Source organism: Jilunia laotingensis, assembly GCF_014385165.1.
Lineage (GTDB): Bacteria > Bacteroidota > Bacteroidia > Bacteroidales > Bacteroidaceae > Bacteroides > Bacteroides laotingensis.
Map to the genome: position 1 here is coordinate 2,546,273 of NZ_JACRTF010000001.1, position 24,155 is coordinate 2,570,427.

A 24,155-nucleotide genomic window follows, 5' to 3' on the forward strand; every position below is an offset into this window, starting at 1 on the left:
GTAATAAACATGGAAACATTTTTAATTCGTGCCCTTCAGTTAATAATGAGCCTTTCGCTCCTTGTTATCATTCATGAAGGAGGACATTTTCTCTTTGCCCGTCTTTTTAAGGTGAGGGTCGAGAAATTTTGCTTATTCTTTGATCCTTGGTTCACCCTTTTTAAATTCAAGCCCAAAAACAGTGAAACTGAATATGCTGTCGGATGGTTGCCGCTTGGCGGTTATGTAAAGATAGCGGGAATGATTGACGAATCGATGGATACGGAACAAATGAAACAACCCGAACAGCCGTGGGAGTTTCGATCCAAGCCTGCTTGGCAACGGCTGTTGATTATGGTGGGCGGTGTGTTGTTCAACTTCCTGTTGGCACTGTTCATCTATTCTATGATTCTATTTAAGTGGGGAGATTCTTATGTTTCCCTTCAGGATATGACTCATGGAATGAAGTTTAACGAACGGGCGCAACAAATTGGCTTCCGTGACGGTGACATTCTGCTCCGTGCCGACGAGAAACCTCTGGAACGGTTCAATATGGATCTTTTGCGTGATATAACCGATGCACGTATTGTGACGGTGAAACGCGATGGCGTCGAAACCAAAGTGTATATGCCTGAGGTTAACTTGCTGGACGTGTTGAAAGAAGATCCTATGTTTGTGAATGCTCTGATCCCGAATGTGGTAGACTCTGTTTTGTCAGGCAATTCTTTTGCATTGGCAGGATTGCAGAAAGGGGATAGTTTGGTTGCCTTCAACGGTACGCCTTTGAATTCCTGGAATGCTTTTACTGAGAATCTGGGTAAGTTGAGAGTAGCGGCAGAAGCGAAAAACGAAAAGGATGCTTCGTTCCAATTGGTCTACTCACGTGCAGGGAACCGCGATACGGTGTCCGTACGTACGGATTCATTGTTCCGCGTGGGAGCTTATTCTCAGAATCTAAGCGATTATAAAGAGACAGTCCTGACATATGGCTTTTTCACTTCGTTCCCTGCGGGAGTGAAACTGGGAGTCAACACCTTGAAAGGATATGTCAATGATATGAAATATGTATTCTCGAAAGAGGGGGCAAAGAGTATCGGTGGTTTTGGTACCATTGGAAGTATTTTCCCTTCTGTTTGGGATTGGCATCGTTTCTGGTCGATGACAGCTTTCCTTTCCATTATTCTTGCTTTTATGAATATCCTGCCAATTCCTGCTTTAGACGGTGGACATGTATTGTTCCTGATTTATGAGATTGTTGCCCGTCGTAAGCCGAGCGATAAATTCATGGAACGGGCACAAATGGCTGGCATGTTCATATTGTTTGCTCTGCTGATATGGGCCAATTTCAATGATGTTGTGAGATTCTTCTTCTAATCGGAAGATAATATATTAGACACAAGTTACGCGGATTACATAGTTTTAATAAACTAAGAACTATGTAATCCGCGTAATTTGTGTCTAAAAGATGTAGATGGCAGCTTTTGTGCGAATCCTTTTTAATTGAGAGTAAACTCTGTTTTTACATCCTTATCGGGCTATTCTTTTACTGTAAACACATAACTTCCCGATTGCAACTCTATATGAATGTGTTGCTCTTCAATGGAATAAGATACTACTCCTTTAGCTTTGTCGAGAGGAACGTTGTTTTCTGCTATTTCGTTCTGGTTCCTCTCTTTGGGCAAGGTGACTGAGGCGGTTGTATTTGCCGGTATGACGATTCTGTATTCCATATTCCCGTTAGCATCCGATTTCCACGCACTCCTTATTTTGCCGTAGTACGAATGGTAAGTAGCATCAACAGACGTTATTCTTTCCTGCCCGGCAGGGAAAGAGATCCTGTTGTCAGGATACGGAGTGAGAATGATGTGCTTGAAACCGGGATTGTTTTCATCCGGATTGATGCCTGCCATATAACGGTACATCCATTCGGATACCGCTCCATAAGCATAGTGGTTGAAAGAGTTCATGGTCGTTGCCGGATGAAATCCTTTTTCTTTTGTGTATCCGTCCCAACGTTCCCATATGGTGGTTGCCCCTTGATCCACACTGTACAGCCAGGAAGGGTTGTTGCGTTGCAGTAATAGATTGTAGGCCGTATGGATTGACCCGGCATCTGTCAATGTCTGGTTTATAATGGCGGTTCCTACAAAACCGGTTCCCAATCGGTCGCCATTTGTCTTGATTAAATGGTTCAGATAACGGATACCGTCACTTTGGGCCTTCTCATCAGGGAATAAGTGAAGTTTAAGAGCCAATAGATAGGCTGTCTGCCCCTTTTGTTTTAATGAACCGTCCGGATTGACATAGCGTGCTTGGAATTCGGCTTTGATATTTTCATATAACTCTTTGTACGATTTTGCTTTCGAGTCATATGCATCTCCTGCCTTCCGGCTTAAAGCTTGTGACATCTTTTCCATTAACCGGGCAGAGTAAGCGTAGAAACAGACGGCTATATACCGCTTCTTATCCGGTTCGTTGCCTTCGGGAGAAAGCCAGTCACCGTGGGTAATCCCTCCTCCGTTGTATTTATATCCGTCGAATACTTGCGTCGACCGTTGCTCCATAAATCTTTCCATGGAAGCATAGTTCTCTTCCAGAATGCCTCTGTCCCCATACATCAGGTAAGTTGTCCAAGGGATCACTATACCGGCCTCCGCCCAGGCTGCATTGCCGACTTCGTTTCCCCAGACACGGGGAGCTAAATCATAATACGCACCATCCTCGCGCTGCCCGTCCCTGACATCGCCCATCCATTTATGAAAGAATCCGGCAAGATCGGCATTATAGGTGGCAGCCCGCCCGAATGCCAGGATGTCACCCGTCCATCCCAGACGTTCATCCCGTTGGGGGCAATCGGTCGGTACGCTTAAGAAATTCCCGCGCTGCCCCCACATGATATTCTTATAAAGCTGGTTTACCCTTGCATGACTGGTGGTAAAAGAGGATCCTTCTTCGGCAACTGTACCGACCACTTCTCCTTTCATCGACTCGATTTCTACCTGTTCCGTTGTTACGACATCACAATAACGAAAACCGAAAAAGGTCATGGTAGGTCTGAATTCCTCCCCATCCTTGTCTCCTTTTAAAGTATAGCTGAGTGTGGCAGCGGCCGACCGGAGGATGATGCGGTAAAGACTGCCACCCGGCCCATCGTTTACGCGGGCGAAGCTTCCATCGTCATTCAATGATTCGGCAAACCGGATGGTAAGCCGTGTCCCGGCATTTCCTTTTACTTTGAATTTAACCCAGCCCACCATATTCTGTCCAAGGTCGTATACTGCTGTATCCCCTTTATCCAACGTCAGGCGGTCTGTCCCCTTTCTTTCTTCAATGACATTCACCATTCCATAGCCTTTTTCATCCGGGGTATGCCCGTTGTATTTTGTAATACTGACGGGAGTTTGTTCCAGCTCTTTTCTTACCTGTACGTTGGGACCGATGAAAGCCTTTATAGTGCCCTTGAAATCTTTGTTTTCGGTTGGTTTGTGCCAATTGGAATCATCAAATCCCACCTTCTTCCACTCACTTTCTCTTCGCGCGTCATAATCTTCTCCCGTATAGATATCCGCCATTCTTATAGCACCTTCCCGGGATGTCTTCCATGATTCAGGATGGGTGACAATGGTTTCGGTGGTTCCATCCTTATATACGATATATAGTTTAGCGATAAATCCCAATGCCGGAGAGCCGTATTCTCCATGCGCCACATGCCCTGCCCACCAGCCGGAGGATACCAGTGCTGCGATTGCATTATTGCCTTTCGACAGGAAAGAAGTAATGTCATAAGTGTTATAGAAAACAGTCTTTGAGTAGTTTGTCCACCCCGGTTTTAGTTCGTCAAAACATAGTTTGCCGTCCGCATTGGTGTTTCCTACCCGGTTTCCGTTTATAAATAGATCATAGACACCTAATGCGGAGGAATAAATACGGGCGGATTTTATCTCTTTATCGAGCATACATTCCGTACGGAACATGGGAATTCCATCTGTTTGAGATTCATTTTCGGGAGCATCCGTATCATTGCATTTAATCCATTTTGCACCGTTCCAGCCCGAATTCATCAGACCGGTTTCAAAGAAAGCCGTTTCACGACTGGTCTTTTTATTGCCGTCATTATCCCATACGTTGACTTTCCAGTAATAGCGGGTAGAGGGTTGGAGTGCAATACCTTTATATATAATGTGAACGGACAAGTCGGATGCTGTTTTCTCAGAATCCCATACGATGTTCTTCCCCTGTTTATCGGTCGAAACGATGATTTGATACCCGGTCTGGGATATTCCGCGTCTATCTGACTCCATTTTCCAACTAAAACGTGGAGCTGCCACATCGATTCCTATCGGATTTTTTAAATACTCTACCCGTAAGTCGCTTATCGTAAAACTTTTCGTTGCATTTGTTTCTCCCCGGGTCGTAAAGGTTGAGAAACATAAAAGCGATGCTAATACTAATAATACTTTCTTCATTGATTCTGTTCTTTGTTTCATCCTGTTTCGTTTCATTCTGTCCGATCCTTGTTTCATCCTGTTTCCTTTCTAAGATTTAAAAGTTTGTATTCTGCATGATCTATTTCTTCTGATATTCGGTCGGCTTGACTCCAAACTCTTTCTTAAAAGCCTTAGAGAAGTAATTTGGATTGGCAAACCCGGTTTTATAAGCTGTTTCAGTGACATTATACCCATCCCGGAGCAATTCACAAGCCTTATTGAGCCGCTTTTTACGGATATAGTCCCCCATTGAAATATTTAGCAAGCTCTTCATTTTCACATGAAGGAGGCTACGGCTGATGTATAGACTTTGCGTGATGTCCGCAATGGAAAATTCATCGTTATCTATATTCTTTTCAATGAGTTCGTTTATCTTGTTGATAAAGTCCTTGTCAAATTTGCTCAAAGATACGGATTCGACATCAGATCCCAATGTCTTCACGACTTTTTCGCGTTGTACCTGCTTCATATGGATGATGTTTTTTACCTGAAGCTCCAGTATCTGGGGATCGAACGGCTTTTGCACATAGGCTTCCGCACCGCTTTCGTATCCTTTCATTATATCATCCGTATCGTTTTTGGCGGTCAGGAGTATGATAGGTATATGGGAGGTGGAAATGTTATTTTTCAAGTTCCTGCAAAGCGTGTTTCCATCCATTTCGGGCATCATGACATCCGAGATGACCAGATCGACAGGATACTTGTTCGCTATTTCCAAGGCTTCCACTCCATTTTCGGCAACGTAGATATTATACTTCGGAGCGAAGAAGTCCGATAGGAATTTAAGTAATTCCACATTGTCTTCTACCAACAGGATGGAAGCTTGTGATTCGGTCTTCTCTTTTTCTACCGGCAGTGAGACTTGGGAGGATGTTTCTAAAAGGGGAGTGGTGAACTCGTATTGGTTGAGTGAGACGAGCGTCTTATCCGAATTGATTTTATCCTGTGCATCAAATGCCGATTCGGAAACGTTTAAACGGACGATGAAGCAACTGCCTTTCCCGATGCTACTTTCCAGCGTGATGTTCCCTTTATGGATTTCAACCAACCGTTTGACGAGTGCCAACCCCAGTCCCCATCCCTTATTATTCACGTTATAGCCCCGTTTGGTCTGGTAATATTTCAGGAAGATATTGTCTAGCTCTTCTTTGGCGACACCTATTCCCGTGTCTTTTACTTCGATCTGCAAATAAGTATGCCCGTCCGGATGGTCGGTAATGGCAGCGTTGATAAAGACTTTGCCGTTGGCGGAAGTATACTTTATCGCATTGGACAGAAGATTATTCGTTATCTTTTCCACATAAGAAGGGGAGAACCACACATCCTCTCCATTGTTTTCGCAATGTATATAGAAAGAGACGTTTTTCTCGGAGGCACTTTCCTTAAACAGTTGGGCCGCGTTTTCAATAAAATCCAGCGGGTTACCCTTCTGGATGTAAAACTGGAAATTGCCCGACTCCACTTTGTTGAAAGTGACCAGCTCATCAATCAGCCCTACCATCTTATTGGTGTTTTTTATGGCTAGGTACAACCTGTCGGATGATTCCTGCGGCAACTCCTGTTGCTGGTATACATATTTGAGGGGTGCCATAATCAGTGAGAGGGGTGTTTTCAGCTCATGTGACACCGATGTGAAGAAATCCATCTTGACTTTATTGATCTCTTCCAGCTTTTCTTTTTCCATATTGGCTATTCTCACCGCATTCTTCTCCCTTATCCGGATAGAGAAGATCCGGTAGCTGAAATAAACTGCCAATACCAGTATCACGAAATAAAGCAGGAAAGCGGCAAACGACAAATAGAACGGAGGCCGGATGACGATCTTAACCTCCTTTATCGGTTGTTGCTCCCAACCTTCATTGGAGTTGTTGGCTCTGATCTGTAGGAGATAGGTTCCCGGTGGAAGGTTTGATCCCACGAATTTTCGTTCCTGCCCTACGTTTCTCCAATTCTTGTCGACGCCCGACAGTTTGACCTGATAGTTGATCGTGCTGGTGTTGCCTAAAGAGATGGCGGCATATCCGATACTGAATGAGCGGGACTGGTTGTACGAAAATGTGATCTTTGAGGTTTCATCCAAAGCCAGTGTTAGCGGGGAGTCGGGAGTCTTTGAAGTGATGACCTGATCGTTGATATTCAGATAGCCTAGATGGACGTAAAACAGAGGTCTGTTTTCTTTTATGGCTTTGGGAGTAAATGAGATAAGCCCGTTGATGCTGCCGAAGTACAGCAATCCGTTCTGTGCCTGTATAGAGGAGGAGAAATTGAACTGGTTGATCGGTAATCCGTCTTCGATGGTATAGCATACGAAAGCACTCCGTTCCTTATTAAATTGGAATAATCCTTGACTGGTACTTATCCACAAGCGTCCCAACTCATCTTCAATAATGCTGCAAATGGTACTTCTCGACAGGGAGAGTTCATTGTCCGGAACTTTGATTTCCATCTCTGCCGGATCCATGTATTGCAATCCCCCGTTGTTGGTTCCTACCCAGATTCTGCTGTCCGAATCCTGATACAGGCAGGTGATATAATTGTCTTTCAGCTTGGAGTTATTGACCTTTGCCGTCCATCCGCTTACTTCGTGGGTCTTCGAGTCGATACGGAAGAGCCCGTTGTTGCGTGTCCCGATCCACATATTGTCCTCCCTGTCTACCAGCAGGCAATAAATAAAATCGACATCTAAAACCGGATGGTTGATACGGAGAAAGGTGTTCTTTTCCGGATCATAGTATCGTAAGCCTTGGGTGGTAGCTATCCACATGACACCGTTTTGCTGTTTTACGATGGAGAATATGGCATCTGAGGGCAAGCCGTTTTCCGTGCCGGGCATGTATTGCCGCCACTTTCCGGTAGGAAGGTGGTAGCAAAACAGGCCGTTCCGGAAAGTCCCGATCCATATGTTTTCGCTGTCTTTGTCGTAGAATAACTCATGTATATTGTAACCCAAACTTTCGATGCGGTCTAAAACACTGATATTCCCGGTCGTCGTGTTGTAGATGTTCAGACCGCCGTCTTCCGTTGCCATCCAGAGAATATCCTTTTGAGGTTCTATTATCTTACGGATGACCTTACCTTTGATATTTCTTGAGTTGTATCCGGCTTCAATCCAATGGAATTGTTCGTTGTTTTTTAGCAGTACGTTGATTCCTCCAAAATAAGTTCCGATCCAGATATTGCCGTCCCTATCGCATAAAACCGTGTATATCGCGTTGTCGTCCAATTTGTTCTTGTCTACGAAGTCCTGTTGCAGGATTTCTTTGCTTCCGTCGGCATTCAGAATGGTTATTCCCTTTTCCGTCCCAAGCCATATTCTTCCTTTGTCGTCTTCCGTGATGGCACGTACCGTACCGTCCGATAATTGTTCCGGTTGGAAAATGGAGGATTGCCCGTTTTTCAAGTCGATGTTCATGACCCCTTTGCCGTTTCGTCCCAGCCAAAGCGTCCCTTTCGAGTCGAAATACAAAGGTATTATACCGTCCGATCCGGTGATGAAGTCGGAGAAGTAAGAAGGATTGATTTGTGTTGTTTTTGAAAAGGAAGAGTTGTAGTAGAATACAGACTGATTGGTCGAAATGAATAACCTGTCCTCTTTGTCTATTGCCATGGATATGATAAATTCGGAATCCTGGCGGGGGTGCATGATGAAATCGTCGGCTTCTTCATCGTACATATATAGTTGCGTACCTCCGCATATGATTTTTCCGTTGCTTGTCTCCACAATGGAGGCAATGGTGGCATTGGGCATGTTGTAGCATCGGAAATCGTTGGTGGCAGGTCTGTATTGGCAAATCCCATCGTAAGTTCCCACCCAAATACGCTTTTTGCGGTCTTGGTAGATGCTTCTGACGAAATTCTGATTGAGCGAGTTCGGGTTGTCCGTCTGGTTGAAGTAGTTGACGATATTATAGCCATCGTAACGGGAAAGCCCGTTACGTGTTCCAATCCAAAGCATCCCTTTGTCATCTTGCATTAAAGCTTCCACTTGTTGGTGGGGTAATCCTTCTTTGCTTGTGATGTGCATGAATCTATAATTGGTGTCGGGCATCGAACGTAACGGGTTCAATCCCCAGAAAAGCATGAAGATGAGTAACAGGCATTTATACATAATTGTCGAGACGGTTAATGGAGGTTGCAAAATTAGGAAATATTCTTGAAGGATAGTAGAGATGAGTGGTCATAATTGGACAGGGGATTGACAGGGTTTGTGTGGATTAGATGTGATATACCTATTGCGGTTATACTGCATTGCCTTTGCAGTGCCGTTGCATTGCCTTTGCAGCGTTGCTGTATTGCCTTTGCAGCGTTGCTGTATTGCCTTTGCAGCGTTGCTGTATTGCCTTTGCAGCGTTGCTGTATTGCCTTTGCAGCGTTGCTGTATTGCCTTTGCAGTGTTGCTGCATTGCCTTTGCAGTAACGCTGCACTACTTTTGCAGTATCCTTGCATGACTGTGTTCACCTATTGAAATACTACCTTCCTGTTTATCACTTTTCCGTTGGCGAGTATAAGTTTCAGGATTCCTCCTCCCAACGGGGGAAGAGGAATCTGAAAGTCTGTACCGGCATTCGTCTTTTTGCCGACCAGTTTGCCGTCGAAAGAGAACAAAGAGAGTTCTTTCACTGCGGACGGACTGCTGATGTACAGATGGTTGCTGTCTGTATAACTTTTTATATCATTGTCATCCTTATGAAGATGTCCGATGCCGGTACCTCCTTTTGGAATAAGCCGGAATTCCAACCAAGTCCAGGAGGCATTATTGTCAACGTCGGCTATCCCCTCTGTTGTCAACCGGTATTGCTCTTTGTTGACAATCTCGATTGCGATTGCCATTCTGCTCTTTACCGGGGGAGCCGTTTTGCCTAACAGGCTCCAGGGAATGGCAGCTTCTATGTTATAATAAATCGACTTCACATCGATGGCATATTGAATCTCCGAAGTATTCGCATCGGTTTTCCAACTGCCATTGTCCGCGCGTTGGAGTTTGACATTTCCGTTTGTGTCGAAGAAGAGGCTGTACATTCCTTTTTGTGGGGTAGTACCGGATATGTCGTCCACGTCTATCATGAAACGAATGCCGTCATTGTCGATTCCCGTATTGATAATATTCCTGTCGATCACCCGTGAAGTCAGATAGAGGTATTTGTCATCATAGAGAAAATCCACAGTCGTTTTATTTTTAGAGATGTGTCCCATGTTGAGCTGCGCCACATTTGGTGTAGTCCATGCCTCGTCTGCCTTTTTTACACCGTCCACCGTGATCGAACCATATCCGGCACGTGCCTGGCGAATGGGAGTTCCTTTGATCATCACCACATCGTTCCTTCCGTTCGGAACTCCGATAGATCCCAGAGCAACCACTATTCCGGTATCTATGACGGATACGGAGTTCCAGATGGAATGCTTGTCGCTTCCCAGTGAAAACGGGGCGCTTTTTGCTTTGAAGTTCTGTGCCCGTTCGTCACCTACCAATACCTGCATGTCAAAATGTTGCAGGTCGAGAGAATTTCTGTTCTCGTTACTTTGGTACGAGGCGACTGTTTCGCCCCACGGCAACTTCCGGATATAGGGTGCTGCCGACACGATGCCCACCGGAGGAATGGTTTCGAAGATCATTTTCCGGAAAGGGCTGACCGCACCGATGTATCCTTTTGTCCAATTATCCTGAAGCGTGTTGCGTACGGTTGTGGCAGCGAAGTTACCCCTTCCGGGCCATCCGTTGTCTTCGATGATGACAGCTATTTCACTTTCGTCCTTGAGCAATAGAGGCACAGGCATTCCGTCCCGCGAACCGGGACGGTAACAGATCGTGACCGGGTCGCTCCATGTCTTTCCTTTATCAAAGGAACGGCACATCGAAATGTTCTGGTCATCGTTACCGGTATATTCATTTTCGTTTGCGAAATAACATTGAACCTCTCCCGAAGGCAATTCAAGGAATGCAGGTTCCCAACATCCGTCATTGAAAGTGTGTTGGGCATCGAAGACGAACATTGGTTCGCTCCATGATTCCCCGTTATCGGTACTTTGAACTACACGGATGCCAAAACGACGTTCTGTAGAGTAGGGGGCTACGGGACGCGGATTGATGCCTACCAGAATGGTTCCGTCAGATAGCTGTATCACATCGGGGACTGCGTAAAACACCTTTTCCGGTGGGGATGCTATGAGCCGGGGAGAACTCCATGTTTCTCCCTTGTTCGAACTGTAGGTGACGGCAATTCCTCCGAGAGCTTCTGCCACAGCCAGTAACCTGCCATCCTGAAGTTCGATCATACGGCCGTAGTTCCCGGATGTAAATACGGTTTTCTGGCTGTTCATATCCCAAAAGAGCCGTGAACCTTGGTAGGGAGTCACCCGTTGTCCGAATGAGGAGATTGAAATTGAAAAAAATAAGGCTACTATGATCTGAATATTTTTCATACAATTACAGAGTTAGATGAATTACTGATAGGTGATTATTACGGTTACGTCAGATACGGCTTGCATATCCGGATGTCCGGACGCGGTGGAGACTAACCGGTAATGAACCTCCTGTGTAAAATCGACCGCGGAGGTTCCCGATAGTTGCTCTACGTTTCCGATATAGACTTTTTCGTCCGGAGAGTAAGTCGTGAACTCGGGGATCAGGTTGCTCACATCGGTTCCTTGTGGCAAAACCACTTCGAGTACGAAAGTACTGTAATCAAATTCGTTACGTATCAGCGTACCCGTAGCACCGGCTAATGTGAAGCTCTTGAACTCAGGATAATTGACTGTGTACAATTTGTGCAGGCGTGTGGTTCCGTAGTCGGACGTTACAGATACCTCCACGGGAGCCGACAAGTCATATTTTGCCGTGCTTGAAAACTCTTTGTCATTGATGTAGACCTTCGTCAGTTCCGACTGGATATAAAAACGGAGTCTTTGAGAGAGTGAGATGGAAGCCGTCTGGTTGTTGTATTTGATTTTGCGCGGTAATCTCATCAGCCACTCGTCGTTCAACAACTTCTCTGCAAAGACTTCATCATATACTATCTGCGGACAAGAAATGTTTTCAATCTCGGTTTGGTCATCGATGACTGTGACCGTATACGAACAAGTATCCCTCTTCAGATCGGTGGCACCGTCCGTATAAGTGGAAGCAACGCATACCACTTTGTAGGTGCCCGGTGTCGCATAAGAGTAAGTGAACAGATTCTTGTTCACCACAAATCCCGTGTTGCTTTGTTCGCGGAGTTCATAATCATGCATGTCGTCTCCCGTATAGACCACCACCTGGTCGGCACTTCCCGTGAAATGAATAATCATTGATTCATTGATCTCCAACTGCCCTTTATTGACAGTCATTGCCGCCTGTGGAACCGGGGCGGTATCTTCTTCGCAGGAGCTTAGGATCAAAGAGATGCATACCCCCAACAATAGTTTAATAGCTACTTTCATTTTTATTCTGTTTCAAGTTAATATTAGTATCCCGGATTTTGCTCTATTACACCATTCGATATGTCTATTTCGCTTTGAGGAATCGGGAACAGTTCGTTTACCCCTTCACGGAAGTAATAACCGCGCTTGTTGGCACGTTTGGAACCGTAAGTCTTGATGACCTGTGCGGCTCTTTTCTGGCGTACCAGGTCAAAAAAGCGATCCCACTCGAAGCAGAGTTCTATCCGGCGTTCTTTCCATATCTGGTCACGCATTTGTCCGTAACCTCCACCGATGTACAGTGTCGAACTGCCGTTGATCGTATTGACTTGTGTCTTGTTTTTATTCAGTTGCGCCAAAGCCCGTACACCCTGATTGGTTTCGTTCAATGCTTCGGCATACATAAGCAACACTTCCGCATAGCGTATCAAGCGTCTGTTCTTACCGTTGTCACCCCCGTATTGCGGACGGTCTTTGAGAGGAGTGTACCATTTTAATGAAAGGTAACGCCCCGGGCCGCACTGGCATAAATCTCCATCCGGTGCATACTGTTGGTGTCCGATGGTGAATGACCGGCGCGGGTCGCTCGAAAACAATTCATTGATTATGTCATTGGTAGTCCATATCTGCGGAGAAGAGGAATAAATGTTATCATAGATAGGAGTCCCTTCGTTCGTGTCCCCGTTCGAACCGTCCGCTGATTCTTTGAATACAACTTCGAATATAGAGCCTTTGGAGAATTCACCCGTCTGGAAGAATTGGTCGATATAACCGAAGTCCTTACCGTAATAATCCTTATAATCCAGTGAGTAGGCATTGTGCAGAGCCGGCAGTTCGGTCTCGGTAGTTTCATACGGGTCCGTGGAGGTGTTCAGCTCTTTCGGTTTGAACCAAAGTCTTTCGCGAAGGCTCTCCCAGTCTTCTTCCGAACTGTCATAGTTAAGTATTTCGCCCAGCGTCATTTTAGTGCCTTCTACGAAGAAGTCTCCCAATCGCACCATCTCCTGCCATTTTTCCGAATTCTCTCCCGGTGTTGCCTGATACATCAGCACCTTCATCAGCAATGCAACGGCAGCTCCTTCGCTTGCCTTACCGGCTTCCGTACCCATGTAACGTGCCGGTAGCATGATGGAGGCTTCTCTCAAATCCTTTTCAATATATGCATATACTTCAGCGGCAGTATTGCGCGGAACAACGAGCCCTTGTACGGTTTCCGTCTCGGGCCGGATCGGTACTCCGCCATAAGTCTTGACCAGATTGAAGTAAAAGAGGGCTCTTAGGAATTTAGCCTGTCCCAGTATTTCGCGTACTGCTTTGTAGGATGCATAGTCGTACACGGACAATTTGACTTTGTGAGCGTTCGCAATCACTTGGTTAGCCCGGTGAATGCCTTTATAGTTGATGGTGTACCGGTTTTGTATCCATTCGTTTGAAGTGTTGAACCTGAACTGTACCAATTGTCCCATCTGACTGGCCAGTCCTTCATCGCTACCCCATACATCGTCCGCACACGCATCACCGAAACGCCATTCGCATTCGTTGAAAAGATCCATCTGCAATACATCATAGGTTGCGTTCAATGCCGCCTGTAACTTGTATTGCGTATCATAAAAGTTTTCATCCGTTGAATTCCCGAGAACGTCTTTGTCTAGGAAGTCGTTGCAGCCTGCGAGAAACAGCAGTATGAAACTGAAAGCCGGTATTTTGAATAATAATCTATTCATAGTTGAATGTTTTAATAATTACAATGCTAATTTTAATCCTATGGTAAATGTACGTGCCTGAGGATAATTCCCGTGGTCTATTCCCATATTGAGGTTGTTGCTTTCCGTTCCTGTCACCTTTCCTACTTCAGGGTCGAAACCGTTGTACCGGGTAAGGGTGAACAGGTTGTAAGCTCCCAGGAATATCGACAAGTTTGATAAATTCAGTTTGGAAATTATCTTTTCGTCAAAATTATAAGTAAGGCGGAGTTCCTGAAGGCGGATATAAGAACCGTCTTTCACAAAGAAGTCGGAAGCTCTGAAATTACGGGCTGCATCGGACGGGTCGAGATCGGGGACGGAGGCATTCGTGTTCAGAGGGAAGAATTCTCTGTCCGCACGCAACTGGCCCGACCAATGTTCGGTGCGTATGTCGGCATAAAGATTGCCCGCAGCCGCATTATTCAGGTAGTAATCCATCACGTTGAAGATCTTATTTCCCGTTTGTCCCTGGAAGAAGAGATTCAGGTCAAAGTTGGCATAGCTGAATGAGAGCGGAATACCGAAAACGAAATCAGGCAACGGAGAACCCAAGTAGGTGCGGTCTTCGGCTGTAATGCGTCCGTCGCCATTCAGGTCTTTGAAGCGGAAGTCGCCCGGGCGTGTCGTTTGTTCAAAATCATTCTTGCCATAATCGTATTGCGCGCTTGCTTTCACCTCTTCGTATGTGTTGAAGATTCCGTCCGTCACATATCCGAAGAAACTGCCGATCGGTTTTCCCACTGCTGTTTTGGTTGCAAAGTCGAGGATGCTCGATTCTTCCAGCCATGCACCGTAAATAGGTTCGTTGCCCGTGCCCAGGCTGATGACTTTGTTCTTGATGTAAGATACATTAAACCCGACTTCATATTTGAATTTACCAATGTTGTTCTTATGATTGACACTTAGTTCCAAACCCCGGTTACGAACGGAACCTGCATTGGTCATCGGGGCATCATCCAAACCGGCAGACAGCATCACGGGAACACGCAACAACATGTCGGTAGTCAGTTTGTTGAATAATTCGAATCCTATATTCAAGCGGTTCTTGAAGAAGCTAAGGTCAAGCCCGAGGTTTAATGTCTCGGTCTTTTCCCAGTGGATGTCGGGGTTGCCGATGGTAGTAGCTGTGATTCCCGGATAGAGGATATGATTTCCGATGCCGTAAGGATAATTATATTGTGTGTTCAGGAGGGTATAACGTGACATTTCGTCGATTCGGTTGTTACCTAACTGTCCCCAGCCTATGCGGAGTTTTCCTAAACTGAGCCATTCGATGTTTTGCATAAAAGGTTCGGAGGAGAACTTCCAACCGAGGGAAACGGAAGGGAAATAGCCCCATCTTTCTGATTTGGCAAAGATGGACGAGGCATCCACACGGATGTTAGCCTGTAACAGGTAGCGGTCGAGTAAATTGTAGTTTACCCGTCCGATGAACCCTACGGCTGTCCATTGGCGGTCGAGTCCGCTGGTTTTGTCTCCCGTATAAGCACTTGACAAATACCAGAGATCGGAAGAGTTGCCTGCCGTTCCTTTTCGGGTAGATTCCTGATAACTGAACTTATAACCTTCCGCAATTTGTCCTGCCAACACAGTCAGGTCGTGTATTTTGTTATTCCACGAGAAGGTGAGCAGATTGTTTATTTCCCATTTGTTAGTCAGATTCTGCCGTTTGTAAACGGAAGTCAAGTCGTTGGGCATCTGGAAGTCTTCATCCAGCTTGTTTACTTCCGTGAAATCGGACCATGTTTCGGGGATGATGTAATCCGACACTTTAAACTGGTAAACGAGCCATTTCGAGATTTGGGCCGTCAGGTTCATGTTCAGGTCGATGCGGTGCCGTTTCATCTTGTTGTGATTGCGGTTCAGCACGGCTATGGGGTGATTCTCCGAATAATACCCTTTTGAATTATAGGTATATACCATAGGACTTTGGAACAATGCACTTTTCAGGACGCTATTTTGTCCTTCGGGCACGATGTTCCTGTTTTCGTTGGTATAGGTTATGTTTGTGTTCATATTGAGCCATGACACCAGTTGGCTGTTCAGGTTCATGCGTACATTGAACCGGTCGTATCCGGAAGTTTTCACTATCCCTTTTTCGTCATAATAGCTGGCACTGACCATGTATTTGTTTTTCTCGCTTCCCCCGGATACTGATAAATTGTATTGTTGCTTAAATCCAGTCTGGGTAATGGCATCCCACCAGTTTTCAGGAGAGTTATTCCGGATGGTGTCTATTCTGTGGAATTTGCTTTGATCGTAATAGAGTTCCTGTGTATCCGGATTCTTGGAATAGTATAATTTACCTTCTGTGGAGTAATTCGTCAAGCCGTTGATATAGTCCTGCATCAGCGCGAATTGTTCTATATTCATCACGTCTATCTTCTTCCATGGGTTGGAAACCCCCACAAAGGTGTCGAAGGTGATTTTCGTATCTCCCTTTTCACCGCTTTTGGTGGTGATGACTACGACACCGTTTGCCGCACGCGCACCGTATACTGCACTTGAAGCGGCATCTTTCAGTATTTCGAGGCTAGCAATATCATTCGGGTTCAGGTGATTGATTTCATCTACAATAAAACCGTCCACTACATATAGCGGATCGGCATCGTTGATTGTCCCTGTTCCACGAATCTTGATCGTGGCATTGCCACCGGGGGCTCCCGTGTTCTGGACGATATTGACACCTGCGGCTTTTCCCTGCAATGCCTGCAAGGGTGAAGCCACCGGTACATTGTTGATGTCTTTGCCGGAGACGGACGAAATGGCTCCTGTGATGTCACTCTTCTTTTGGACACCATAACCGATGACCACTACTTCATCCAGTGATTCGCTCTTTTCCTCCAGCATGACGGTCAGCTCTTTATGGTTGCCAATGTTTATTTCCTTACTGGCGTAGCCCATATAGCTGAAAACCAGAGTGGCATTGGGAGTCGTTTGAATGAAGAACTTTCCGTCAAGATTGGTTATAGTACCGTTTGAAGTTCCTTTTACCACTACGGAGACACCGATGAGCGGCTCTCTGGTTTTGTTATCCAGTACATTTCCTGATAGAGAGAGGGTGCTTTGTCCATAGGAAATCATTGAATAAAACAGGGTAATAAGAAAAATCACCCTATGGGAAACTTTATATTTAATCATCTGCAAATTTTAATTATAGTATTAGTTTTACTCTAAATGTGGTGTAAATAGCAAGGATGTTTTATAGATCATGATCATCTATAAAACATCCTTGGCAGGCAAGGGGATTTATTTAATGATTAAGCTAGTAACATAGTTACCTTCCGTAGTAGTGATCATGACTTTATAAAGTCCCTTCAGGATAGAAGATACATTTACTGAGTTATTCATTAATTTTCTTTCTTCTTTTACCACTCTTCCCGATAGGTCGTAGATTTTCACACTGAGCGCATCTCCCGGTACATTGAAGTAGAACAGGTCGGTAGTGGGGTTCGGATAGATAGCCACTTTGCCAGGCATCTGTGCAGAAGTGATTCCTACTTCGTCATCCTGAATTTCCTTACGGGTCCTGAATTCAATGTCCAGGTTATCTGCATCTTTTACAGGATCAAATCCTTCTTTGCGGTAATGATAGGCATATAGGCTTCCGTTTTCATCTTTGGTTGCAAAAATAAGGTCACCACCTAGGTTGCGCAATGAGTGTATCTTATCACCGTCCGGGTCTAAATTGGTTACACGTACGGGGAATTGCGATTTGTTGTCGATTCTGAATAGTTTCTGTTTGTATTCGGGTATTTCACTGCTTTCATTCCACCAATATAAACTACCGGAAGCTACGGTCAGTTCCTTCACCCAGTTACTTTGTGAACCGGGAGCCATATCCGATTGCATGGTTACTGTTTTGCCATCCGTATAATGAAGCTCTCCGCCATGGTTATCCGGTTTGGTAGCATCGAAACCTGTTGCAGCACAAAACATGTATACACCGTCGAATTCTATTCCGGCATCCGCGTAGCTATGGTTTTCGCTGGTCGGCTCATTCTTGTTGATATCGAAAATGGTAAAATCTTCTTTGTCGAGATTGGTACAGGCAAGTTCACAACCTGCTTCCAGTGAGAATCCGCGGAAATAGATTTTACCGTCATAGGGCAGCGCACCTACATCAGAAGCACCTCCTCCGCGCGGGAAACCTGATTCGTCAAAAGTCGGGTTGGAATCATAAATTTGGTAAGTGCCCTCTTCTGTTCCGTCACTGGCCCATGGCTCATTGCTGCTCTCGATGGAGAAGGCCTTGAAGAACAGTTTCTCATTATAGAAGTTAACCATGTTGTCAATGGCAGAATTAGCAGTACCGGTAGCTATGGTCTCCGTATTGATGTCTTTAATGAACTTGGTGCCTTCCGCAGTACCGTCTGTCACCCACAGTTCTTCACCCACGGTGCCTTCCTTGTTATCGGCTTTAAAGAATACTTTGCGGCCTACCCGGCAGTAAGGAGTCAACAAGCTGGCGTTGTCCTGTCCTGGGAATTTGGTGTCGCAATCGTAGATCATGTGAGTACCTTCTTCGGTTCCGTCACTCACCCATAACCACCATTGAGGCCCTCTCTCGCTATAGTTTTCGCTGTCAAAGTCTTTGGCTCCGAAAACAAACTGGGTTTCATTCACCTGTACGAAACCGCGCGGATCGGATGAATCGAAGTCGTGGATATCTTTCACCATGTATGTCCCGTTTTCGGTTCCGTCGGAAATCCATAACTCCATACCGTTTTCGCCATTGTTGGCAGCAAAGACGACTTTATCATTAAAGCGTGTCAACCAGTTTATGTCCGAACTTCCGCTGCCCGGATTGATGTCCTTCACCATTTTGGTTCCGGCTACCGTACCATCAGTCACCCACAACTCTTCACCGGAAGTTTCGTCCGAGGCGGCAAAAAAGGCTTTATACCCTTTGGACTTTTCACCGGCAACTACCAGGTTTTTGTACTGTGCGGCCTTACGGGTATCGTCAATATTGGCTTTTACTCCCTTTGGCAAAAGACTGACCATACCTTCCGGCAATGATTGTGAAAAAGCTCCTCCTACAGATAGTAAGGAGATTAAAAACAAAAACGATTTCTTGTTCATGTCATTGAATAATTTAAAAGTTAACAATTTGTTTATTTTGATTAGATGATCTTACTCTATCGTTGAATATTGGTAAGGTCATTTACTTTTTTCTTTTGGTATATCTCTTTCCGACAACATTTTCTTCACTTCCTTCTTTGCTTGTTCGCGGGATTTTGTGAAAATCTTATATATGCGTGACCTGTCGAATTTCTTATTTCTATCGTACGTATAGATGCCGTTCTTTTCCAACTCTACATCTACGATTTGTGTATAGCAGAACCCGGTGATATGATCCAGGCTGAGAATGACGTTCACCTGCTCCTCTAGTCTTTTGTAGAATTCTTCCAATGTCTTGGGAGGTTCGCCATATCCCCAAAACTCTTTTTGGTCATTGACTTCCGGCAATTTCATCTCCTTGATCCACTGGATGCCGCCAAATTCGTCGACCATATAGGCTTCTCCTTTATAAGGGGCACTTTGGTCGGGTCGGAAAACGTAAGGATATCCCTCTTTGTTCGGTGCCAGTTGTTTGTATAGTAACACAGGGTCTTGTACATAAGTATGTTCTGCATAAATATCTGTGAAGCCCGCATGATATCCTCCGCTGACGGTTATTACCGGACGGGTGCGGTCGATACGTTTTGTCATGAAATAGAGGTCGTTGGTCAATCGTGCCCGTTGTCCGTCCATGTCCTCCATCCAGGTTTCATTCAGGGGTGACCATGCAATGAGAGACGGGGCATTGTAATCCCTGTGAATGCACTCTTCCCATTCGCTGATCATGTTGCGCGCGGCAACCGGATCTGTCCAGTTCACTCCCCAGCTTGCAGATTCGCCCCATGTCAGATAGCCCAACTTGTCGGCCCAGTAGAAGTATCTTGGTTCGAACACTTTCTGATGTAAGCGGGCACCGTTGAAACCGGCTTCCTTGCCTAATTCTATATCTCTGCGTAACTGGGTGTCATCGGGGGCAGTCCATTGGCCGTCCGGATAGTATCCTTGGTCGAGTACAAGGCGTTGATAATAAGGCTTGTTGTTGAGGTAGAATGTTTTTCCCCGGAGTTCCGCTTTACGCATCCCGGCATATGAATTTACTTTGTCGATGGTCTGTCCTTTGGAGTTTAACACGGAGAATTCGATATCGTAAAGGAAGGGAGACTCGGGCGACCATGTTTTTATGTTTTTCAGTTTCCCGATGATGAAGCTACTGTTGCCGGCAGGGGTCGTTTGGGAAAATACTTCCTTTCCATTGTCAAGGATGCGTATTTTTAGCGAGCTTTCCTGATCCAAATCATAGAAAACCGGTTCAAACACAAACTGTTTATTATCTAAGTCGGGTGTAATGCTGCATGATTTCAACCCACCTTTTGAAACGGCTTCCAGCCATACCGTTTGCCATATCCCCGTCACCCGTGTATAAAGGCAGCTGTAAGAGTGGAGGCGATGTGACTGTTTTCCACTCGTTTGCAATCCTGAGCGCAGGTCATCTTCTACATATACGACCAAATTATCGGTCGATCCGGGTGTCACATAAGAAGTAATGTCTACCGAAAATGAAGAAGAACCTCCATAATGGACGAACGCTTGCTGTCCGTTTATATAGATGGTGGATTTATAATCAACTCCTCCGAAATTGAGTAATATCCGCTTTCCAGCCCATGCTTCGGGGATGGAGAGCTTGCGTTGGTACCACATTGCATCGATAAAATCTTTATGATTGACTCCCGAAAGGGGGCTTTCCGGACAAAATGGTACGAGGATCGTTTTCCCGAATCCTTCATTTGTAAATAAGGAGCGTTCAATACCGCTTTTGGAAAAATCAAATTCGTAACTCCATGTACCATTTAAATTCATCCAGTCTACTCTCTCAAATTGGGGACGGGGATATTCGGGTCGGGGGATTTCTATTCCGAAGCAAGTCGTGATTGCTGTTAAAAATAATCCTAATGATAAAGCGAACTTTTTATTCATCTGTTAGTGTTTTTACATTATAAATATTAGAATTTATAGCTATTAATTCACAGCACAAAGATAGCGGTTCGGCATCTCAACAACGGGTGAAAATGTGTTGGATATGGATACTTTTGTCTTATTTTTAAGGGTAAATGAGAGTAATACGGTATTTGGATATATGGAAAATGGGGGGTGATATTATCTTATTTTATATGTAATGCGTTATTGGATAGTGTGTTATTGTGCGTTCTCGCTTTTCTGTTGATTGGAATCTTGAATACTCACTCTTTCAATGGGTACCTATGGGGCTTTTCTTCTAAATTTGGATGTTTAGTTGAAAAGTAGTCTTTAAAATATCTTTAATATCCTTTGGAAAGTAAACCGGATAATTGTAGAACGATTTAGAAGGTGTAATATGTTTTCTAATAATAACTCCTGTGAATAAGTACCTTCTGACAAAGAGTAAATGCTCCCATAAGAATGAAGTCAATGCCAAAAGATTGGCACTCATTTGGCATTTGCTCTGGAGTCGTTTATATGTTAACTATCGGACCAATCGATGTTTGTTATTCTATTATTTTATGGTGGATGGTTGTGAAATCCTCAATCCGCTGATAACTGCTGCTACAAGTGCAAATCCTCCGCCTACCAACAAGCAGACGGACGTGCTTTTGCTTTGAACTACGAAGCTGAATAACAAAGCTACGAGTGTGGTTCCGAACGTTTGTCCCAAGAGCCGCGCCATGCCTAACATGCCACTTGCACCTCCCGAACGATTGGTAGGTGCGGAAGATATGATCGTACTGTTGTTCGGTGTTTGGAACAACCCGAATCCCATGCCGCATACAACCAGTCGCCAGATAATGCTGATGTCCGAAGATTCCGGTGTAAGCATCGATAAGGAGAAAAGTCCCGCTGCGAAAATTACCATGCCGATACTTCCAAGTATACCCGGGTGGATACGTTCTACCAAATATCCCGCTGTAGGTGCCGTTATTAAGGTTGCAATAGGCCAGGGGGTAAGGAGCAGACCGGTCATCACTTCGCTATGTCCCAATGTGTTTTGGAGAAAGAACGGCAATGAAATCATTGCCAGCATTTGTGCTATGAAGGAGCAAATGGATGTGCTGATGGAAAGTGTGAAAATGGGTATCTTCAGTAGATCCAATGGCAGTAACGGTGTGGTTTGTCCTAATTGCCGTCGTACATAATACGTTCCTACTATTGCCAGAATGATGAGTTGGATGACAATATAGTCATGATGTTCATGATGGGCAAATCCATCCAGTGTATAGATAAGTAGACCGAAAGTTATGGCATTGGCAATGGCACTCTTTTTATCAAATTTCCGGTCGTCCCGCTTTTCATTCCGGGGAAGGAATTTGTAGCCCAGTATCAAAGCGGTCAATCCCAAGGGGATATTGATTGCAAACAGCCAGTGCCAAGAGCTGATGGCAAGTATACCGCTGGCAATGGACGGGCCGGCTGCTGCCGAAATAGCCACTACCATAGCATTGATTCCCATTCCCTGACCTAACTTGCTGTGAGGATAGATCGTACGGAGTTGCGCGGTATTTACGCTAGTGATAGCGGAAGCACTGAACCCTTGAAAAATACGTGCGATGGTCAATGTCCAGAATGAATCGGATAGGGAACATATCAACGAGGTGATGCAGAACATGGCTATGCCGGATAGATAAATACGCCTGTAGCCGTATATCTCCCCGAGGGAGGAGAATGAAAGCAAGGAGACGACGATTGCAAGCTGGTAACCGTTCATGATCCATGTGATGATCGAAGGTGATACATCGAAATCATGTGAAAGGGTGGGGAGTACGATATTGACAATGTTTATATCGAGTACCGACATGCAGAGGGCGAATGAAATGGCAACTATCGCCCATATTCTTTGGGGTAGGGGTAATCCGTCTGTATTTTCTATTTCGGGAGTTTTGAGGGCAAGTTTGTTATCCATAAATAGTACGTTTATTCTGCAAAATAAACAAAACATAGGTTTCACTGTTCCTGTGCGGGAATAAATTATAAGCTTTTTTAGCTGTGAGGCAGATTTATATGAGAAGAATAATCTTTCGATTTCAGATGGACATCCTATGTGGAAACAGTGCAGTATTCTTCTAGTAGAACAACTGCACTGTTTCGATTAGAATCAGAAATCTGCCTTATGTCTTTTTACATCTTCTATAAGTTTGGAAAAGGATTTTAAATAAATCATTATCCTATCTTTTTTGCAATGAAGAATGTATAACCATAGAATTCTTTATACTTCCGGTATAATTCTTCTTCACTTGCTTGAAGTGCGCTGAATTCTTCAGCGACTTTATTTCCTGCATATTTACTCAGGAAAATCTTCTGGGCACTGGTCTTCGGGGCAAAATAATGTTCTGTCCAGCAGTTTTCGGGAAGGATGAATGTCGCAACCGGAAGATATCCGGCTTTGCATACTTTGGCAACCTGATTAGGAATCGTGTCTATTTCAGGATAGGCATCCATCCAGAAATCGTTGATTTCCGCTGGCCGTTCGTCTGTAAACCATGAACATTCGGAAACGGCAATATAGCCTCCTGTTTTCAAATATTTACGCCATTCATTCAGCCCCCGTTCAAAACCGATATTGTAAATGGCTCCTTCCGACCAGATCAGGTCTAACTCTTCCTCTTGAAAAGGGAGGTTGTCCATTGAACCGACAATGCCTTTTACCCTGTCTTGCAGGCCAGCCTGCTCTGCATTACGATTGAAGATATCAATAAAGCCGCGGAGAAAGTCAATTCCCGTAATCTGTCCCGGCACATGTTTTGCCAGTACCATTGTTTGCCCTCCTGTTCCGCAACCTATGTCGGCTATGAGAGATTTGTCGGTAAGGTGATCTATGAAGCTTAACGCTTTCAATGTCACTTCGGGACTTCCGGGACCTTGCCGTTCCATGTTGGAAAAGAAGTCGCAAATTAGATTAAGTTCGAAATCATGAATTGTTTTATTTTCGTTACTCATTATCTTAATGTATTTTGCATACAAAGAAAGCATAACATTACTTTCATCATAGTATGCAGATTAAACTTGAATTATAATAATAGAAAAATGCTCTCGAAAGGAGTGATCCGAGAGTAAACGAAAGGACAATCTGTGTTGGAAACGCAGATTGTTTACAATACCAAATCCGATTTAAATGTCTTTGTCATGCTGCAAAGATATGTATTATTTCCTTTGGTGGAAAATAAAATACCGATTAGTTTAAATTCTACTAAGAAACGGCTTTGGTTTTTGCTTGGTGCTTATTTATTCTTCATCTTCGTTTGCTTGGGGCTCTGCTTTTGGAAGCATAGTGCAGTTTATGTGATTAAAAGCAAAGTGAAAGATAAGAGAAAAATGGGATTAGGGAACCCCGAAAATTGAGGAAAACTTATTACATCAATCTACCTTCCGACTGAAGGCCTTCGACCTCGGTGATGAACACCTTCTTAGTCACCGATGAAGGGCACCTTCATCACCGAGGAAGGGGTCGTTGAT

Annotated in this window: 12 protein-coding genes; 1 reads left to right on the forward strand and 11 read right to left on the reverse strand. The window is 44.8% G+C overall.

Annotation, left to right across the window (positions count from 1 at the left end; translation table 11 throughout):
- The first annotated feature begins 9 nt into the window (after window positions 1-9).
- Window positions 10-1,353 carry an RIP metalloprotease RseP gene (gene rseP, locus H8744_RS09710; RefSeq protein ID WP_262434640.1) on the forward strand — a complete coding sequence of 448 codons (1,344 nt, stop codon included), beginning with the start codon at window positions 10-12 and terminating at the stop codon, window positions 1,351-1,353.
- A gap of 161 nt (window positions 1,354-1,514) precedes the next feature.
- Here rseP and H8744_RS09715 read toward each other — a convergent pair whose 3' ends face one another.
- The 11 genes from H8744_RS09715 to H8744_RS09765 form a co-directional block, all read right to left on the reverse strand.
- Entirely contained in the window at window positions 1,515-4,445 is a 2,931-nt protein-coding gene (locus H8744_RS09715) for an alpha-L-rhamnosidase (protein WP_262434641.1), read from the reverse strand.
- A gap of 100 nt (window positions 4,446-4,545) precedes the next feature.
- Window positions 4,546-8,574 carry a two-component regulator propeller domain-containing protein gene (locus tag H8744_RS09720; protein WP_262434642.1) on the reverse strand — a complete coding sequence of 1,343 codons (4,029 nt, stop codon included), beginning with the start codon at window positions 8,572-8,574 and terminating at the stop codon, window positions 4,546-4,548.
- A gap of 130 nt (window positions 8,575-8,704) precedes the next feature.
- Window positions 8,705-8,869: a hypothetical protein gene (locus tag H8744_RS09725; RefSeq protein ID WP_262434643.1), complete on the reverse strand. Its 165-nt coding sequence runs from the start codon at window positions 8,867-8,869 to the stop codon at window positions 8,705-8,707.
- Window positions 8,870-8,925: 56 nt separating this feature from the next.
- On the reverse strand, window positions 8,926-10,887 hold the full coding sequence (locus tag H8744_RS09730; protein WP_262434644.1) for a sugar-binding protein: 1,962 nt from the start codon (window positions 10,885-10,887) through the stop codon (window positions 8,926-8,928).
- A gap of 21 nt (window positions 10,888-10,908) precedes the next feature.
- Window positions 10,909-11,886: a DUF5017 domain-containing protein gene (locus tag H8744_RS09735; protein WP_262434645.1), complete on the reverse strand. Its 978-nt coding sequence runs from the start codon at window positions 11,884-11,886 to the stop codon at window positions 10,909-10,911.
- A gap of 23 nt (window positions 11,887-11,909) precedes the next feature.
- The gene (locus H8744_RS09740) at window positions 11,910-13,589 is read right to left on the reverse strand and encodes a RagB/SusD family nutrient uptake outer membrane protein (protein WP_262434646.1); all 1,680 of its coding nucleotides are present in this window, start codon (window positions 13,587-13,589) and stop codon (window positions 11,910-11,912) included.
- Window positions 13,590-13,607: 18 nt separating this feature from the next.
- Window positions 13,608-16,751 carry a SusC/RagA family TonB-linked outer membrane protein gene (locus tag H8744_RS09745; RefSeq protein WP_262434647.1) on the reverse strand — a complete coding sequence of 1,048 codons (3,144 nt, stop codon included), beginning with the start codon at window positions 16,749-16,751 and terminating at the stop codon, window positions 13,608-13,610.
- A 108-nt stretch (window positions 16,752-16,859) separates the two neighbouring features.
- Window positions 16,860-18,695, reverse strand: coding sequence for an ELWxxDGT repeat protein (locus tag H8744_RS09750; RefSeq protein WP_262434648.1), 1,836 nt, complete (start codon window positions 18,693-18,695; stop codon window positions 16,860-16,862).
- Between the two features lie 78 nt (window positions 18,696-18,773).
- Complete coding sequence (locus H8744_RS09755; RefSeq protein WP_262434649.1) at window positions 18,774-20,648, reverse strand: glycoside hydrolase family 2 protein; 1,875 nt, start codon at window positions 20,646-20,648, stop codon at window positions 18,774-18,776.
- 556 nt (window positions 20,649-21,204) lie between these two features.
- Window positions 21,205-22,605 (reverse strand): MFS transporter, encoded by a 1,401-nt coding sequence (locus tag H8744_RS09760; RefSeq protein WP_262434650.1) that lies wholly within the window; start codon window positions 22,603-22,605, stop codon window positions 21,205-21,207.
- Between the two features lie 257 nt (window positions 22,606-22,862).
- The gene (locus tag H8744_RS09765) at window positions 22,863-23,672 is read right to left on the reverse strand and encodes a class I SAM-dependent methyltransferase (RefSeq protein WP_305067361.1); all 810 of its coding nucleotides are present in this window, start codon (window positions 23,670-23,672) and stop codon (window positions 22,863-22,865) included.
- Between the last annotated feature and the right edge of the window lie 483 nt (window positions 23,673-24,155).

What these genes read in the sequence shown, in the direction of transcription:
- rseP (WP_262434640.1), top strand. Translation starts at nt 10, where the DNA reads ATGGAAACATTTTTAATTCGTGCCCTTCAGTTAATAATGAGCCTTTCG.
- H8744_RS09715 (WP_262434641.1), bottom strand. Translation starts at nt 4,445, where the DNA reads ATGAAGAAAGTATTATTAGTATTAGCATCGCTTTTATGTTTCTCAACC.
- H8744_RS09720 (WP_262434642.1), bottom strand. Translation starts at nt 8,574, where the DNA reads ATGTATAAATGCCTGTTACTCATCTTCATGCTTTTCTGGGGATTGAAC.
- H8744_RS09725 (WP_262434643.1), bottom strand. Translation starts at nt 8,869, where the DNA reads ATGCAGCAACACTGCAAAGGCAATACAGCAACGCTGCAAAGGCAATAC.
- H8744_RS09730 (WP_262434644.1), bottom strand. Translation starts at nt 10,887, where the DNA reads ATGAAAAATATTCAGATCATAGTAGCCTTATTTTTTTCAATTTCAATC.
- H8744_RS09735 (WP_262434645.1), bottom strand. Translation starts at nt 11,886, where the DNA reads ATGAAAGTAGCTATTAAACTATTGTTGGGGGTATGCATCTCTTTGATC.
- H8744_RS09740 (WP_262434646.1), bottom strand. Translation starts at nt 13,589, where the DNA reads ATGAATAGATTATTATTCAAAATACCGGCTTTCAGTTTCATACTGCTG.
- H8744_RS09745 (WP_262434647.1), bottom strand. Translation starts at nt 16,751, where the DNA reads ATGATTAAATATAAAGTTTCCCATAGGGTGATTTTTCTTATTACCCTG.
- H8744_RS09750 (WP_262434648.1), bottom strand. Translation starts at nt 18,695, where the DNA reads ATGAACAAGAAATCGTTTTTGTTTTTAATCTCCTTACTATCTGTAGGA.
- H8744_RS09755 (WP_262434649.1), bottom strand. Translation starts at nt 20,648, where the DNA reads ATGAATAAAAAGTTCGCTTTATCATTAGGATTATTTTTAACAGCAATC.
- H8744_RS09760 (WP_262434650.1), bottom strand. Translation starts at nt 22,605, where the DNA reads ATGGATAACAAACTTGCCCTCAAAACTCCCGAAATAGAAAATACAGAC.
- H8744_RS09765 (WP_305067361.1), bottom strand. Translation starts at nt 23,672, where the DNA reads ATGCTTTCTTTGTATGCAAAATACATTAAGATAATGAGTAACGAAAAT.